Here is a 15,838-nt window from a genome sequence, read left to right on the forward strand (position 1 = left end):
GTCAACGCTTCGCGTGGGCCGCTTTCGCGCGTGCACGCCGGAGCTGAACAATCACCCCGACCAACAGCCAGAGCCCGGAGGCCGTTCCCGCACCGGCCCCGCAGCCACAGCCGCTGTCCCCCTTGGGGGAATAGTCATTGGGGAGCGCCGGAATGACCGTGGGTTCCGGCGGCGGGTCCACCGGGCCCGGGTCCACCGGCGGATGCGGATCCACCTCCCGCACCGCTACGCAAGACGACAGCGGCCGGGGGCTGACCGCGGGCGTCACGTCCGCGTCGGGCAGGGCCGGCGCCTGGGTGATGATTCCCGAACGCACCAGGAACGCGCCCGCCAGCCGTGAACGCTCACGATTGGACGCAAGGCCCTCGAACGGGAAGCCCAGCACCAGCACCTGGCCCGCGGGCGCCGTGCCCGCGGAGAGCACGCCCGCGCCCAGCGACGTGCCGGTGTAGCGCAGCACGTCCGAGCCACCACCCGTGGGCGCCAGCACGTCCGTCACCCCCACCGGGTAGGCCCCGAGCGTCCCATCCGCCAGCAGCGTGGCCGCCAGGTCCGCGAGGAGCCCGCCCTCCGAGCCCTGCACCCGGGCCGCCGGAGCCCCCGCCGCGATGGACGCCCGGAGGATGTCCGTGAGGAACAGCTTGTCGTCCGCGCTGCCGGCCGCGAGCGTGGACACCGTGCGTCCGCCCGACAGCATCAGGTGCCCCCCCCCGGTGACGAACGCGCGCAGGGCGTCCTGCTCCGCCCGCGTCAGGCCCGCGCCCCCCACGCCTCCGCGCCCGGTGGACCAGTCCACCAGCCGGTAGCCCGTGGGCGACACCAGCCCCGCCGCCACCGCGTTGCCCGTCGCGCTGTCAAAGGCCACCGCCGACTGCACGAACGCCGCGCCGTGCTGGCGCAGGTAGCTGCCGTCGTTCATCGCCTCCAGGTAGACGCGCAGCGGCGCCTCCAGGTCGTACGGCGTCTCCAGCTCCTCGCCGCACGCCACCGTCCTGTCCAGGCGCTCGTACGCGTTGACCATCAGCACCGGCGCCGTGCCTCCCACCCGCACGCCCACCGTGGCGGACGGGAAGGACTCTCCGCCCGCGTTCACCGCGGCCACTCGGAAGTAGCGCAGCGTGCCGGCCGACAGCGTGACGGTGGCCGACGTGTTCTGGACCTCCGTGCCCTCGTCCCAGCCGAAGCCATCCGCGCTCTGGTAGAGCCGGTAGCCCGTGGGCGCGTCACGGCCCTCCTCTGACACGACCTGCGGGGGCGCCGACCACTTCACCTCCACCGCGCCGGGCGTCGCATTGCGCGCCACCACCGCTCCGGGCGTCTCCGGCGGCAGGTGCACCGCCTGACTGTCGCGGGTCGCGAAGTACTTGATCAGCCCCTGCACAATGGCGCGCGCGGCCACGTGGCGGACTCGGGCCTCCTTGAGGTTCGCCGCATCCGTCGTGTTGTCGTGGTACGCCATCTCCAGGAGCACGCTGGGCATCTCCGGGTTGTGCGTGGGGTTCACCTCGCCCAGGTTCGCCGAGCGCAGGCTGCGCACCCGCCAGTTCGGATCCACCTCGCGCTTCAGGTCCGTTTCAATCTGGGACAAGAGTGCGCGCCCCAGCACATCGCCGCCCGTCACGCCGGTGAAGTTGAGCGTGCCGTCCACCGGGTTCGGTCCGTAGACGTAGGCCTCCGTCCCCCGAATCGTGCCGGACGTGCCCGCGTTGGTGTGCCACGCGACGTAGACGGCGTCCTCGCCCTCCTCATGCAGCCACGCGGCGAAGCGCGGCCGGGACGTCACGTCCGCGTTGCGCTCGTTGGACAGCGCGTTGGCCCCCGACGGCGCGTACACGCTGAAGGGCGCCCCGCTGTACTGCACGTGGTAGCGCCCGCTCTCCTCGAAGCGCGGACGCAAGAGCGGCCCCTGCGCCGCGTCGCCCATCAGGCCACGCCCACCGCCCAGTCGCACCGCGTCCACGGACAGCGTCGCGCCCGTGCCCTGCGCCGAGTCGTTCTCCAGCACCACCGCGCCGGAGCCCGCCTTGAAGTAGAAGCGCCCCAGCAGCACCCACGTCCCGCCGTGGCGCTGCTGGTTCACGCGAAAGTGGCTCTCCCCTCCCGCGTGCTTCACCACGTAGTGCGCGTCCGTCGCGCGCGTGGGGTCGGAGCCGTAGGAGACGTAGACGTTGTAGGCCGCGTCCGCCGGCACATCCGGCGTCCACGTCACCTTCGCGGTGGAGGTGGCCGCCGTGTCCAGCGTGCGCGTGGTGCCCAGCGTGAAGGGCTCCACCCCGTTGCCCATGGGCACGGGCGGAGGCGCCCAGCCCTTCTGCGTGGAGGCGTGGAAGCGCGCGGTGTCCCCGCCCTCCACGTAGCCCGTGCCGCCGTTGTCCACGGTGGCGATCAGCGGGTTCAGGTCCGTCTCACGCACGGACACCACCGTGGCGCCCGCCGCCATCAGCATGGGCTGCAGCTCCTGCGACACCACCTCCACGGAGATGAAGTCCTCCACCACGCCCCAGGTGTTGGGCCGCTGCGTCGCCCAGCGCTTCAGGCCGTTGTCGCGATAGAAGCCGTGGCCCGGGCTCAGGTAGATGACCTTGCCGGACAGCGCGCCCTCGCCCCGGCGCGTCTGCGGCACGCCCGCGGCCTTCACGTTGGACTTCGCGGCTCGCGTCTCACGCCGCACCACGGCGGGCGCGTCCGGCGACAGGCGGCGCTGTTCGTGCGCCCGGGGCGCCGGAGCTGGCAGGTATTGAACACCCGGCGGCTCCACCCCCAGGTCGTCGCCTTCAAAAGCTTCGGGACTGCCCTGCGCATGAGCGAGGACGGAGGTGCACAGCAGGGTCAGCGCCAGCGAGCGCGACCAGGACGAAAGGAACGTTCGCATCACGCGACCGACCTTACCCCTTCACTCCCCCGCTTCAATCGGACCCGTGGGTGCTAGCCTGCCCACCCCTTCACCTTCCGATGACCGTTCCTGTATCCCCTCGTCCCCAGTTTCCCTCCCGCCGCAGCAACGGCCTGTTCGCCTCGTTCGGACATGCGTGGGCAGGGCTCATCCACACGGTGGCCTGGCAGCGCAACATGCGCATCCACCTCATCTCCGGCGTGCTGGTGGGGCTGGTCGGCAGCGGCATCCCGCTGGGGCTCGCGGAGAAGGTCACGCTCATCTTCTGTGTGCTGCTCATCTTCTTCGCGGAGATTTTGAACAGCGCGCTGGAGCAACTGGTGGACCTGGCCGTGCAGCAGTTCGATGAGAAGGCCCGGCTCACCAAGGACGCGGCGGCCGCGGGCGTGCTCGTGCTCGCGGGCGGCACGGTCGTGATTTTCGCCGCCATCCTGATCAACTACTGGGAGACGGTGCGCACCAGCACCGACGCCATCTTCCGGCAGGTCGCGCTAGGTCTGCCGCTCGCCGGCTGCGCCACGGTGCTCGTGCTGCCCCAACCCAGGCCCGCCGCCGTGGACGTGCTCGCGTTCCTGCTGGCCCTGGGGCTGCTCGCGCTGACGGCGCCCACGTCCGCGAGCCTCGTCTTCACCGCGCTCACCGCCGCGCTGCTCGTCATCGCCGCCGCGGCGGCCCGCGAGCGCAGGCGCCATCCCCAGCCCTGAAGCCCTGAGGACGACACGGCGCGTCGCGCGGCCCTGAAAGACCGGCGGCCGACGGTCTCAGGCGACGCCGAGCTTCTCGCGCGTCTGGGCATCGGTCGACAGGGCCTCGGCCATGTCCTCCGCCTCGAAGAACGGCCGGATCTCGATGGTGTTCCGGCCCGACATGGGATTGGGGCAGCGCTTCGCCCAGGCCACGGCCTCGTCCATGTCCTTGACCTTCCAGATGGAGAAGCCGGCGATCAGCTCGCGGGCCTCGGTGAACGGCCCGTCAATGACCGTGCGGCCGGGACCCTCGCAGGTGATGCGCCTGGCTTCGGAGGTGGGCTTGAGGCCGGCGCCGGCGACCATGACACCGGCCTTGACCAGCTCCTCGGTGTACCGCTCCATCGCCTCGAACGCCTCGGGCGTGGGGGGCACGGCCTTTTCGCTGTCCTCATTGGCGATCATGAACACCATCACCCGCATCGTCTGCCTCCTGGTTTGAGCCGGCCTCTATGGCGACTCACCGTGGCGACGAACGGGAATGTCGGAGATCGACTGCGTTCTACGAATCCTGCTCGGGTCTGCTCCCGCCACCTCGCGGGTGGGGCGCCCGGAACCAGTCCGGAGCCCGCTCACCCGCGGAGGGTTGATGCAGGGGAGTCTAAGGGGCTACGCGCGCTGATGAAAGCCTGCCCCGGAGTCGGGGGCTGGCGTCGACTGGGCGGCGGCGACCGCCTTGTCGCCTTCCTTCAGGTCGGTTGTCACGAGCTCCAGGAGCTCCGTGGCGATGCCGATGACCTGGTGCGGCGTGTAACCGCTTGCGCGCAGCTGGTTGAAGAACGTGCGCGCGAGGATGCGGGTGCCCTTCTGGTCGGTGCTCACGGGAATTGCCTCCGGAATCGGCGTCACATGTTCGGCGCCGCAACTACGTGCGAGTCCGGTCTTCAACCTCCGTGCCAGCCGTTCTCTTCCGAACGGATTCTCCAGCAGTCCTCAGGGGTTGAAGCCCGGAAGTGGACGGCACGGAACGTGGAGTGTGCGAAGGGGGTTACGCACCCGGACGTCCGCTCAGCCTGGAACGGCGTTCCCGGGTGCATCGGCGGGTACGCACCCACCCCACGGGCCATCTTGTCTTTTCAAGTGCTTGCATTCCCTCCGGGGGGTGGAGCACATACGCGCCCCCACCGAGGAGTCAGAACACAATGGCGTACCGGGTGAACAACATCGGGCTGTGGCTGGACGAGCCGGAGGAGCTGCTCGGCCAGCGCGCCGCGGAGAAGCTGGGGGTCACCCGGAGCGACCTCGCCTCCGTGCGAGTGGTGCGCTCGGTGCTGGATGCGCGCAAGAAGGGCAGCCCGCGTTACATCTACACGCTGGAGGTGGAGCTGGCCCCGGGCCGCAAGGCGCCGCGGCTGCCCCCCGACGTGAGCGAGGCCCCGCCCCTGCCAGAGCTGCCGCCGCGCGTGAAGGAGCCGGAGAAGCTGCCGCTCATCATCGGCACCGGACCCGCGGGGTTGTTCTGCGCGCTGGGCCTCTTGGAGCGCGGCGTGCGCAGCATCCTGCTGGAGCGCGGCAAGGAAGTGGTGACGCGCCGCAAGGACGTGGCGAAGCTCATGCGCGACGGGTCGCTCGACCGCGAGAGCAACATGAACTTCGGCGAGGGCGGCGCGGGCGCGTACACGGACGGCAAGCTGTCCACGCGCATCAACCACCCCATGGTGCGCAAGGTGATTGAAGCCTTCGCGAAGTACGGCGCGCCGGATCACATCCTCATCGAGGGCAAGCCGCACATCGGCTCCGACCTGCTGCCCGGCGCGGTGGCGAAGCTGCGCGACGAGCTCATCGCGGGCGGCTGCCAGGTGCACTTCGAGCAGCGCGTGGACGACCTGCTCTACCGCGACGGCCGCATCGCGGGCGTGAAGATGGCGGACGGGCGCACGCTGGAGAGCGACCGCGTCATCCTGGCGCCGGGCAACTCCGCTCGCGAGCTGTACGAGCGCTTCGCCGCCGACGGCCGGGTGAGCGTGGAGGCCAAGCCCTTCGCGCTGGGCTTCCGCGCGGAGCACCCGCAGTCGCTGATCAACGGCATCCAGTACGGCTCCGCGGCGAAGCACTCCAAGCTGCCGCCCGCGGACTACAAGCTGGCGGAGAACCTGGACGTGGACGGCGAGGTGCGCGGCGTCTACTCGTTCTGCATGTGCCCCGGCGGCATCGTGGTGCCCACGCCCACGGAAGAGGGGCTGCAGTGCACCAACGGCATGAGCAACTCGCGGCGCAACGCGAAGTACGCCAACGCGGGCATCGTCGTGTCCGTGTCCGTCGCGGACTTCGCGCGCGAGGGCTTCCACGGGCCGCTCGCGGGCCTGGAGTTCCAGCGGCACTGGGAGGGTGAGGCCTACAAGCTGGGCGGAGGCCGCTTCTTCGCGCCCGCGCAGACGATTCCGGACTACCTGGCCGGCCGCGTGAAGAAGGACCCCGGCGACACCAGCTACCGCCCGGGCCTGGCGCACACGGACCTGAACAAGCTCTTCCCGGAGCGGCTGACGCAGTCGCTCAAGGCGGCGCTGCGCACGTTCGACCGGAAGATGCGGGGCTTCATCAGCGACGAAGGGAAGCTCATCGGCATCGAGAGCCGGACGTCCTCGCCGGTGCGCATCACCCGGGGTGACGACCTCCAGTCCGTGTCCATGCGCGGCCTGTACCCGGTCGGCGAGGGCTGCGGCTACGCGGGCGGTATCGTGTCCTCCGCCATTGATGGACTGCGCGCCGCTGAGCAGATTGCCACCGAGCTGGCTTGAGGTCCCCGCCCCCTTCCGGGCAGGGTAGGCCGGGAGGGAGGAAGACCCATGGCGTACCGCGTGCGCACTCCGGATGGTGAGCTGATGTTCCCCTCGCTGGGCGACATCGAGCGCGCCTATGTGCAGGGACTGGTGGACCCAGACGACGAGGTGCGCGAGGACGGCGCGGAGAAGTGGCGCAAGGCGTCCTCGCTGCCCGTCCTGGCCCGGGCGAAGAAGCCCCACGGCCAGGACACGGCCAAGCGCGCCCAGACGCTCACGGTGGTGGGCGCGGTGGCGGCGGGCGTGCTCGCGCTCGTGCTGCTCTTCACCGGTACGAACTGGAATGTCCGGATGATGGGCATCGCGCTGGCCCTGGTGGTCAGCGGAATGCTCACCCGGGTGTCCTTCAAGGCATACAAGCGGCCTCCGCCCGTCCTCTGACGACGCTCCCTCCCCTGCCCTCCAAGGCAGCGGCACGGCCCTCGCCGCCAGCAGGCCCCACACGGCCCATGTTTGATGGAAGGCACCCCGCAGGGTGCCTTCCATCGCGCTGGAGGAGGACCGCACCTTGCTCAGCACCTACCTGTCCCGAGAAGCCGCCCGCAAGCTTCGCCATGGCGCCCCCTGGCTGCGCCGCGAGGACATCGTCTCCATGGAGGGCGAGCCGCAGCCCGGCACGCCCATGCAGCTCAAGGACGAGGACGGGCATGTCCTGGGGCTGGGAGACGTGGACCTCCAGGCCTCGTACGCGGTGCGCCGCCTGGGCCTGCCGGACGAATCCGTGGAGGGGCTCATCCCGCGCCACGTGCGCCACGCCTTCGAGCGGCGCGGCCGGCTGGTGGACGACCCGCGCTTCTGCCGCATCGTCAACGACGACGGGGACGGCCTGCCGGGCCTCATCGTGGACCGGTATGATCAGCACTTCGTCGTCCAGACGCTCACCCGCTCCATGGACGCGCGGCAGGAGGAGATCACCCGCACGCTGGGAGAGGTGACGGGGGCTGCCTCCGTGCTGCTGCGCAACGACACGCTCCGGCGCAAGGCGCTGGGCCTGCCCGCGCAGCGCCCGCACGTGATGTACGGCACGCCGCCGCGCTGGTGCCGCCTGCTGGAGATGGGCGCGCGCTTCACCGTGGACCTCACCTACGGCCGGGGCACGGGCTACGCGTATGACCACCGCGAGCTGCGCCGCTTCCTGGTGCGCACCGGCAACGGGGACCGGGTGTTGGACGTGGCGTGCAACGTGGGCGGCCTCTTCGTCCACGCGGGGCGACACGGGGCGAAGCAGATATTGGCCTTCGACGGCAACGCGGACGCGGCGGACCTGGCGCGGGAGAACGCGGAGGCCAACGGGCTGCTCGGCCGGGTGACGGTGGAACAGGGCGAGCCGCTGGCCGTGCTCCGGGCCCTCAAGGAGACCTTCGACCTGGTGCTGCTCGACACGCTGGGGGTGGCGTCCGAGGAGGACTTCATCGAACAGGTGCGGCTGGCCCTGCGGCGCACCCGCCATGGCGGACGGCTGCTCGTGGTCGGTTATCACCCACCGCTGGCGTTGGGCTCGTTCACGGAGTGCGTGGCCACGGCCTGCGAGCAGGAGGCGCGCATCGCATTCCGGCTGGTACGGATGGGACTGCCGCCGGACCACCCGGCGCCGGTCGGCTCCCCAGGGGCCGAGTACCTGGAGGCGGTGGCGCTCGAGGTGAGCTGAAGCCCGTGCTGTTTCGCCCTCGACGGGCCCTCCTCGGTGTTAGTGTCCGCGCCGCGATGACAACCGAAAACGAGTCCCAGGCCGCGACCTCTTCCACCCCGGAGGCTTCCGTCGAGACCGTCCGCAAGGTGTACGCGGCGGACCTGCGCGAGAAGGACCAGGTCAACACCGTCTTCCGCGTCACCAAGAAGGAGAAGGTGAACGCGCGCAGCGGCAAGGTGTTCCTGTCGCTGTCCCTGGCCGACAAGAGCGGCACGGTGGACGCGCGCGTCTTCGACAAGGTGGACGCGCTGGAGCCCGCCTTCCAGAGCGGTGACTTCGTCCTCGTGCAGGGCAGCGTCATCGTCTTCCACGGCCGCACCCAGGTCGTCGTGGAGGCCATGGAGCGCCTGGATCCGGAGCCGCTCGACCCCAAGGAGTTCGAGCCGCCCCCCGCCCCGCCCGCCGAGGCGAAGGCCGAGTCCAAGGCCGGCGAAGCGAAGTCTGGCGACGCGAAGGCCGAGTCCAAGGCCGGCGAAGCGAAGTCGGGCGACGCGAAGGCCGAGTCCAAGTCGGGCGAAGCGAAGCAGGCTGAAGGCAAGGCCGAGCGCCACGAGGGCGGCGGTGGCCCGCGCGCGGTGGGGCAGATCCGCGAGCTCGTCACCGAGCGCGTCAACGACCCGTTCGTGAAGCAGCTGCTGCTGGCGTTCCTGGACGACGCGCAGGTGTCCTCGGCGCTGCCGGTGGCCCCGGCGGCCAAGGGCGTGCACCACGCGTGGCGCGGCGGGCTGGCCGAGCACGTCCTGTCGGTGATGCGCCTGACGCTGCGCGTGTCGGACCACTACCCCATGGCGGACCGCGACCTGCTGCTGGCCGGCGCGTTCCTGCACGACGTGATGAAGGGCGGCGACGGGGCGTCCGACAAGGGCTTCGACACCTCCGACGAGGGCCGGCTGGTGGGCCACGCGGTGCTGGCCGCGCAGAAGATCCGCGAGAAGACCCTGGGCATCCCGGGCTTCCCGCCGCTCCTGGAGCAGCACCTGACGCACCTGGCGATCTCCCAGACGGGGCCGTCCGGCGCCCCCAGCGCGAAGGTGCCGGTGACGCTGGAGGCGCAGATCGTCGACACGCTCAGCTCGCTCGACGCGCGCATCTCCTCGTGGGTGGAGGCCATGCAGCGCGATCCGAACGAGCGCTGGACGGACCACCTGCGCGCGTACGACCGCTCGCTCTGGAAGGGCTTCGTGCCCACCGGCCGCGGCCGGGCTCCGGTGGAGGGCGGCCGCCGCAAGCACCGCGAGGAGAAGCGCAAGGCGCGCGCCGACAAGGGTCCGCCGGCCCAGGCTGGCGAGGGCGCTGCCGCCCCCGCGTCCCAGGAGGCCCGTCCGGAGCGTCCGCCGCGGCCTCCGCGCGAGCCCCGCGCCGAGCGTCCGCCGCGTGAGGACCGGGGTCCCCGCGAGGAGCGCCCCGCCCGTCCGCCGCGCGAGGACCGTCCGCCCCGCGACCCCAAGAGCCTGCCCGGCGAGCTGACCTTCAAGCCGTTCAGCGCGCTGGCGCCGGCCCCGAAGTCCGGTGATGAGGGTGGTGGCTCCTCGGAGGGCTGAAGTCCATGGCGAAGCGGCTGGGAGAGCGGTTGATTGAGGCCGGCCTCGTGACTCCGGGGGCCGTGGAGCAGGGTCTGGAGCACCAGAAGATCACCGGCCACAAGCTGGGGGACTGTCTGGTGGAGCTGGGCCTGCTCCAGGAGGCCGCGCTGCTGCGGCTCCTGGCCAACGAGTTCCAGACCCGCTTCGTCACCGCGGACAAGCTGGCCAAGGTCCGCATCGACACGAAGGTGTTGGACAAGCTGCCGGTGCGGCTGGCGGAAGCGCAGAACGTGCTCCCGCTGGCCGTGGATCCGGAGCGCAAGCTGCTCTCGGTGGTGGCCGCCGAGCCGCAGAACAAGTCGCTGCTCGACGAGATCGCCCTCGTCACCGGCATGTCGGAGGTCTACGCGTACATCGGCCTGCGCAGCGCCATCTCCGCGGCCATCCGCAAGCACTACTACGGCGACCCCACGGCGTTCTCCACGCTGCTGGAGGGCCCCTCCGCGAACAATGGCCCGCGCCGTCCGGACACGCCCTCCAACACGCACGTGGGCGCGGAGCCCGGGCGCAGTGGGAGCTCCGGCGGACGCAGCAACGCCACCAGCCTGAGCATGCGGCTGGAGACGGACGCGCGGATGCGGCTGCAGCGCGCCGGCAGCGGCACCAACGTGGCGCGTGTCTCCACGCAGCGGCGCGAGCCGGGCGGCCCGCGCGGGCTCATCAGCGACACGGACTACGTGGAGACGCTGAGCCTGATGGTGGGGCTGCTGGAGCAGGACCGGCCCCGGCACCGGGGACACTCCGCGCAGCTGGCGCGGCAGGCGGGCATCGTCGGCCAGCGCATGGGCATGCCCCACAAGGAGCTGGCGGCGCTGTCCATCGCCGCGTACCTGCACGACCTGGGCAAGCCCCCGGAGCGGCACTTCTCGCTGGCGAGCAACGCGGCCAATCCGGAGTGGAAGGCCCAGGCGAAGGCGTGCTGCCGCGCGCCCACGAAGCTCTTCGAGACGGTGCACCTGCCCGCGCAGGTGAACACCATCCTCGCGCAGCTGTACGAGGCCTGGGACGGCTCCGGCACGCCCCAGGGCGCCAAGGGCGAGGACATCACCCTGGGCGCGCGCATCCTGGCGGCGGTGGACAGCTTCCTGGAGCTGACCAAGAACCCGGGCAATGCGTTCGGCCGCGTCTTCACCAAGCAGCAGGCGCTGGAGCACCTCAAGAAGAACGCGGGCGTGCTCTACGATCCGGTGGTGGCGGACATCGTCGGGCAGCTGCAGAGCGGCGCGCTGCTGGTGCACCGGCTGGCCAGCGAGGGCCGCCAGGTGCTCATCGCGGAGCCGGACGAGGCCACGCGCGGCGAGCTGCTGGAGGCGGTGCTCAAGCAGGAGCTGGTGGCGCACGCGCTCTCCACGCTGGACGGTGCGCTGGACGGCCTGTCGCGGCAGGACTGCGACGTGCTGGTGGTGAGCCTGCGGCTGGGCCAGCAGGAGGTGATGGACCTGCTGGAGGCCGTGCGCTCCATGCCGGAGAGCGCGGGTCTGCCCATCGCCGTGGTGGGCGAACCGGATGCCCAGGCGCGCGAGCGGCTGCTCATGGCGGGCGCGACGGCGGTGCGCTCCCCGAGCGACAAGGCGGAGGTCGCCCGCACGGTGCTGTCCCTCTTCCAGGACCGCGTGCAGCACAACGGCCCGGGCCGGGTGGTGCGCGGCAGCTTCGACGAGCTGCCCCCGAAGGAGCTGTTGCGCACGCTGGGCGGCGGCAAGAAGAGCGGGAAGCTCCAGCTGCGGAGCCACACGCTGGAGGGCTCGCTGCACCTGGAGCGCGGCCGCGTGGTGCACGCGGCGTTCGGCGGCCACGCGGGCGAACCCGCGCTGCAGGCCCTGCTGAAGCTGAAGCAGGCGGACTTCGTCTACGACCCGGACGCGCTGCTGCTGGACATGCCGCAGTTGGACCAGGACCTGGAAGCCCTGGCCAACGCGCTCACGCCAGCGTGAGGTTGAAGAGGCGGGCCGCGTTCGCCGTGGTGACGCGGGCCACCTCTTCCAGCGACACGCCCTTCAGCTCCGCGACCTTCTTCGCTGTCTCCAGCACGTGCGCGGGCTCGTTCTTGCGGCCGCGGTGGGGCACCGGCGCGAGGTACGGGCTGTCCGTCTCCACCATCAGGCGCTCCAGCGGCGCGAAGCGCACCGCGTCCTGGAGGGCCTCCGTCTTCTTGTAGGTGACGACGCCGGACAGCGACAGGAAGAAGCCCCGGTCCAGGTACTTGCGGGCCGCGGCCGTGTCGCCGGTGAAGCAGTGGATGACGCCGCTGGTGACGTCCTCGGCCGCCAGAGCCGCTTCGCAGTCGTCGTGCGCGTCGCGCACGTGCACCACCAGCGGCTTGGACAGGCGCTTCGCGAGCGCGCACTGCCGCCGGAAGACGGTGGCCTGAATCTCGCGCGGCGAGTAGTCGTAGTAGTAGTCCAACCCGGCCTCGCCCACGGCGCGCAGCTCCGGACGGGCGCAGGTGCGCTCCAGCATCTCGAAGTCCGCTTCGGTGGCGCGGGCGGCCGCGTGCGGGTGGATGCCCAGCGTGGGCGACAGGAACTCCGGGTGCCGGGCGGCGACCTCCAGCGCGTGGCCCCAGTCCCCGGGGGCGTGGAACTGCCCCACCAGCACCGCGTGCACCAGCCCCGCGGCGCGCGCGCGCTCCAGCACGGGCGCCACGTCCGCGTAGTCCTTCGGCTCCAGGTGGCAGTGCGCATCAACCAGTTTCATGGCTTCTCCTGAAACAGCTCTTCCAGCTCCATCCGCGCATCTTCCGAGGCGAAGGTGGGCACGGCGGCGCGCACGCGCTCCAGCCCCTCCGCCACGCCCAGACGCCACACGCCGTCCGCCGCATCCAGCCGGTCGTCCTCCGGCGTGCTCCGGTCCTCCAGCACGGCGAGCAACCAGGGCAGCGCCTGCGCATCCCCCAGCCGGCCCAACCCGCGCGCGGCGGCGCCCCGGCAGGGGTCCTTCGCGTCCGCGAGGATGTCCTTCAGCCGCTCCAGCGCGCCCGGGACCTTCAATTCACCGCACAGCTCCACCGCGAGCGCCCGGTCCGCGCTCCACTTCTTGCGCGTGCGCTGCATCAGCCAGTCCGCGCCCTCCGGGTCGCCCAGCTTCAGCAGCACGCCCGCCGCCTGCGTCTTGTCGAACGCGGGCAGCAACCACTTGCCGAAGAGGCGCTTCACCGCCGGCAGCGCCCGCGTGTCCTCCAGCTCCGCCAGCGCGCCCAGCGCCCGGAAGCGCAGCGTGTCCACGTCCAGCGCGGCAACGAGCACGTCCAGGCCGGCGGGGTGCTTGAGGGCGGCGATGCCTCGCGCGGCCTCGAAGCGGACCTCCGGCGTGGGGTCCTCCAGCATTCCGGCCAGGGCTCCGCGCGCGTGCGGCAGCGCGAGGTCCGCGAGCCGTCCGGTGGCCTCCAGCCGCACGCGGGTGTCCTCGTCGCGCAGCCTCGGCAGGAGCATGTCCGGGAGCTGATCCGGCGGCAGGATGACGGACGCCAGACTCACGCCGGAGCGGCGCACCTCCGGCTGCGCATCCGCGAGCAGCCGCACGAGCACGTCCGTGAACTCCGCCGCGTGCGCGGGCTCCTCCGACGCGAGTTGGAACAGCAGCTCCGCCGCCTCGGCCCGGCTCGCCGGCCGCTTCTCCCGCTCCAGGGTCAACAGGGCGCGGTCCCGCTCGGCACGCCAGTCCGCCACGTCTCGTCACCTCTCTGGCGCCCGGGCCTTCCCATGCCCAGCGCGTCCTTGGAGTTCCCGTCGCCGTCCGACGCCAGGGGCCTATCGCTCCACCCGAATCTGAAACCACTCCCGCGCCGCATGGATTCAGAGCGGGAGGGCATTCCGGACGACGCCCTACCCTGCTCCCACCCGGACCGGAAGCGACCGCCCGCGTGCGCGCGCACGGCTCACATCCCGGGGAGCTCGGCGGCCGCCCGGGATGCCACCGCTCGAGTTACTTCACGTCGGCGCCGGGCGGCACATCGCCCGGATCCAGCAGGGACAGGTCCTTGCCGCCCGAGCCCGCCGTCAACAGCATGCCGCGCGACTCGATGCCCTTGAGCTTGCGCGGCTTGAGGTTCGCCACCACCACCACGCGCCGGCCCACCAACGCCTCGGGCGCGTACGCCTCCGCGATGCCGGACACGATGGTGCGCGGCGTGCCTTCACCCAGGTCCACGTCCAGCTTGAGCAGCTTGTCCGCGCCCTTCACCTTCTCCGCGGCCACGATGCGCCCCGCCTTCAGCACCACCTTGGCGAAGTCCGCGAACTCGATGTCGGCCGCGGGCGCGCCTTCCGCCGCCCCCGCTCCCGGGGACGCCTGCGTGGTGGTCACCGCTTCCGGAGTCTTCGCTTCCACGGGCTTCTTCTCCGTCTTCTTGTCCTTGCCGCCTGCCTTCACGGGCTCGGCGACCGGCGTCCCCGCGGGGACCTTGATGATGGCGTTGACGCGCTCCTCCTCCAGCCGGGGCAACAGCGGCTCCGGCGTGCCCAGCGGACGGGTGCGGTCCAACAGCGGATACTTCGCGGTGGCGAGCGCCTGGAACGTCAGCGGCTCCGCCCCCAACTGCGCGAACAGCTTCTCCGAAATGCGCGGCGTCACCGGCGCCAGGAGCGCGCCCAGCAGGTACGCCACGTCCGCCGCGTCCGACAGGTCCGCTCGCGCGGCCTCCGCGTCCTTCTTCACCAGCGCCCACGGCGCCGCCGTCTGCAGGAACGCGTTCGCGGTGGAGGCAATCTCCGTGATGACCCGGATGGCGTTGCGGTACTCCAGCTTCTCGAACGCCTCGCGCACCTCCGGCACACGCGCCAGCGCGTCCTCCACCAGCTTGCGCCCCGGCCCTTCCGCGCGGCCCGGCGCGAGCTTCTTCTCCAGCGGCCCGGCCAGCAGCGACAGCGCGCGGTTGGCCAGGTTGCCCACGTTGTTGACGAGCTCGCCGTTCACCCGCAGGCGGAAGTCCTTGAGGTTGAGGTCCAGGTCCTCCACGCCCGCGCCCAGGTTGGCCGCGTAGAAGTAGCGCAGGTAGCTGGGGTCCAGCAGGTCCAGGTAGTCACGCGCGGCCACCATGGTGCCGCGGCTCTTGCTCATCTTCTCCCCGTTCACGGTCAGGTGCCCGTGCACCTTGATCTCGTTGGGGATGTGGAACCCCGCGACGTTCAGCACCGCGGGCCAGAAGAGCGCGTGGAAGTAGACGATGTCCTTGCCGATGAAGTGGACGATGCGCGTGGGCGCGTCCTTGCCCCAGTACGCGAGCGCGTCCGGGACACGACCCGACTCCTTCGCCCACTTCTCCGTCGTGGCGATGTACCCGATGGGCGCATCCAGCCAGACGTAGAAGAACTTGTCCGTCTCACCCGGAATCGCGAAGCCGAAGTACGGCCCGTCGCGGCTGATGTCCCAGTCCGACAGGCCCTTCTCAAAGAAACCCTGGAGCTGGGCGGCCAGGCCCGGGTGGATGAAGCCGGGGCGCTTGAGCACTTCCTGGAGGAAGTCCGCGTGCCGCGACAGCTTGAAGAACAGGTGCACGGAGTTGCGGCGTACGGGCGGCGTGCCGCACAGCGCGCACTTCGGGTCGATGAGGTCCGTGGGGTTGTACGTCTTGCCGCACTTCTCGCAGGCGTCGCCGTACTGATCCGTGGACCTGCAGTTGGGACAGGTGCCCCGGATGAAGCGGTCCGGCAGGAAGCGCTTGTCCTTCTCGCAGTAGGTCTGCTCGATGTCGCGGCGGTCGATGTCGCCCGCGTCCTTCAAGCGCCCGTAGATGAGCTCCGCGTAGTGGCGGTTCTCCGGCGAGTTGGTGGAGTGGAAGTAGTCGAAGCGGATGTCGAAGTCGCGGAAGTCGCGCTGGTGCTCGTCGTGGAAGCGCGCGACGAACTGCTCCGGCGGGATGCCCTGCTTCGCGGCGTTGATTTCGATGGGCGTGCCGTGGGTGTCATCCGCGCAGAAGTAGACGACGTCCTGACCGCACGAGCGCAGGAAGCGGACGTAGATGTCCGTCTGGATGTACTCGACAGCGTGGCCGAGGTGGATGGCGCCGTTCGCGTACGGAAGGGCACTGGTGACGAGGGTTCTCTCCGCCATGGACTCTCCTGAGGGCGGCGGACCATAGCCGCTCGGGGATACGAGGTCATCGCCAACATGCAGGCCGGACGCTGCATGGCGCGAAGGGGGATGTT

Annotated in this window: 12 protein-coding genes; 6 read left to right on the plus strand and 6 right to left on the minus strand. The window is 71.0% G+C overall.

Annotated features, from left to right (window positions below; all coding sequences use genetic code 11):
- Nucleotide 1: 1 nt before the first annotated feature.
- Entirely contained in the window at nt 2-2,872 is a 2,871-nt protein-coding gene (locus D7X30_RS38895; protein WP_120568044.1) for an N-acetylmuramoyl-L-alanine amidase, read from the minus strand.
- A gap of 80 nt (nt 2,873-2,952) precedes the next feature.
- On the opposite strand from D7X30_RS38895, the gene D7X30_RS38900 reads away from it, so the two are divergent.
- On the plus strand, nt 2,953-3,597 hold the full coding sequence (locus tag D7X30_RS38900; protein ID WP_120568045.1) for a diacylglycerol kinase family protein: 645 nt from the start codon (nt 2,953-2,955) through the stop codon (nt 3,595-3,597).
- 57 nt (nt 3,598-3,654) lie between these two features.
- Here the strand turns inward: D7X30_RS38900 and D7X30_RS38905 are convergent, their stop codons facing one another.
- Both D7X30_RS38905 and D7X30_RS38910 read right to left on the minus strand, forming a co-directional pair.
- A complete protein-coding gene (locus D7X30_RS38905) occupies nt 3,655-4,062 on the minus strand; it encodes a YciI family protein (RefSeq protein ID WP_120568046.1) in 408 nt (135 codons plus the stop codon).
- 186 nt (nt 4,063-4,248) lie between these two features.
- On the minus strand, nt 4,249-4,461 hold the full coding sequence (locus tag D7X30_RS38910; RefSeq protein ID WP_233592079.1) for a hypothetical protein: 213 nt from the start codon (nt 4,459-4,461) through the stop codon (nt 4,249-4,251).
- Between the two features lie 320 nt (nt 4,462-4,781).
- Between D7X30_RS38910 and D7X30_RS38915 the strand changes: the two genes are divergently transcribed.
- The 5 genes from D7X30_RS38915 to D7X30_RS38935 all read left to right on the plus strand — a co-directional run bounded on the left by D7X30_RS38915 (nt 4,782) and on the right by D7X30_RS38935 (nt 11,626).
- Entirely contained in the window at nt 4,782-6,377 is a 1,596-nt protein-coding gene (locus D7X30_RS38915) for an NAD(P)/FAD-dependent oxidoreductase (RefSeq protein ID WP_120568048.1), read from the plus strand.
- Nucleotides 6,378-6,425: 48 nt separating this feature from the next.
- Nucleotides 6,426-6,800, plus strand: coding sequence for a hypothetical protein (locus tag D7X30_RS38920; protein ID WP_120568049.1), 375 nt, complete (start codon nt 6,426-6,428; stop codon nt 6,798-6,800).
- A gap of 127 nt (nt 6,801-6,927) precedes the next feature.
- On the plus strand, nt 6,928-8,067 hold the full coding sequence (locus D7X30_RS38925; protein ID WP_120568086.1) for a class I SAM-dependent rRNA methyltransferase: 1,140 nt from the start codon (nt 6,928-6,930) through the stop codon (nt 8,065-8,067).
- Nucleotides 8,068-8,123: 56 nt separating this feature from the next.
- Nucleotides 8,124-9,650 carry an HD domain-containing protein gene (locus D7X30_RS38930; protein WP_120568050.1) on the plus strand — a complete coding sequence of 509 codons (1,527 nt, stop codon included), beginning with the start codon at nt 8,124-8,126 and terminating at the stop codon, nt 9,648-9,650.
- Nucleotides 9,651-9,655: 5 nt separating this feature from the next.
- Nucleotides 9,656-11,626: an HD domain-containing phosphohydrolase gene (locus tag D7X30_RS38935; RefSeq protein ID WP_120568051.1), complete on the plus strand. Its 1,971-nt coding sequence runs from the start codon at nt 9,656-9,658 to the stop codon at nt 11,624-11,626.
- Here the strand turns inward: D7X30_RS38935 and D7X30_RS38940 are convergent.
- The 3 genes from D7X30_RS38940 to metG form a co-directional block, all read right to left on the minus strand.
- Entirely contained in the window at nt 11,613-12,389 is a 777-nt protein-coding gene (locus D7X30_RS38940) for a TatD family hydrolase (protein WP_120568052.1), read from the minus strand. The genes D7X30_RS38935 and D7X30_RS38940 overlap by 14 nt on opposite strands.
- Entirely contained in the window at nt 12,386-13,360 is a 975-nt protein-coding gene (locus D7X30_RS38945) for a HEAT repeat domain-containing protein (RefSeq protein ID WP_120568053.1), read from the minus strand. The genes D7X30_RS38940 and D7X30_RS38945 overlap by 4 nt, the downstream gene beginning before the upstream one ends.
- A 256-nt stretch (nt 13,361-13,616) precedes the next feature.
- On the minus strand, nt 13,617-15,743 hold the full coding sequence (metG, locus tag D7X30_RS38950; protein WP_120568054.1) for a methionine--tRNA ligase: 2,127 nt from the start codon (nt 15,741-15,743) through the stop codon (nt 13,617-13,619).
- Nucleotides 15,744-15,838 lie beyond the last annotated feature (95 nt).

This window comes from Corallococcus sp. AB011P (assembly GCF_003611605.1).
In the GTDB taxonomy this organism is placed as follows: domain Bacteria; phylum Myxococcota; class Myxococcia; order Myxococcales; family Myxococcaceae; genus Corallococcus; species Corallococcus coralloides.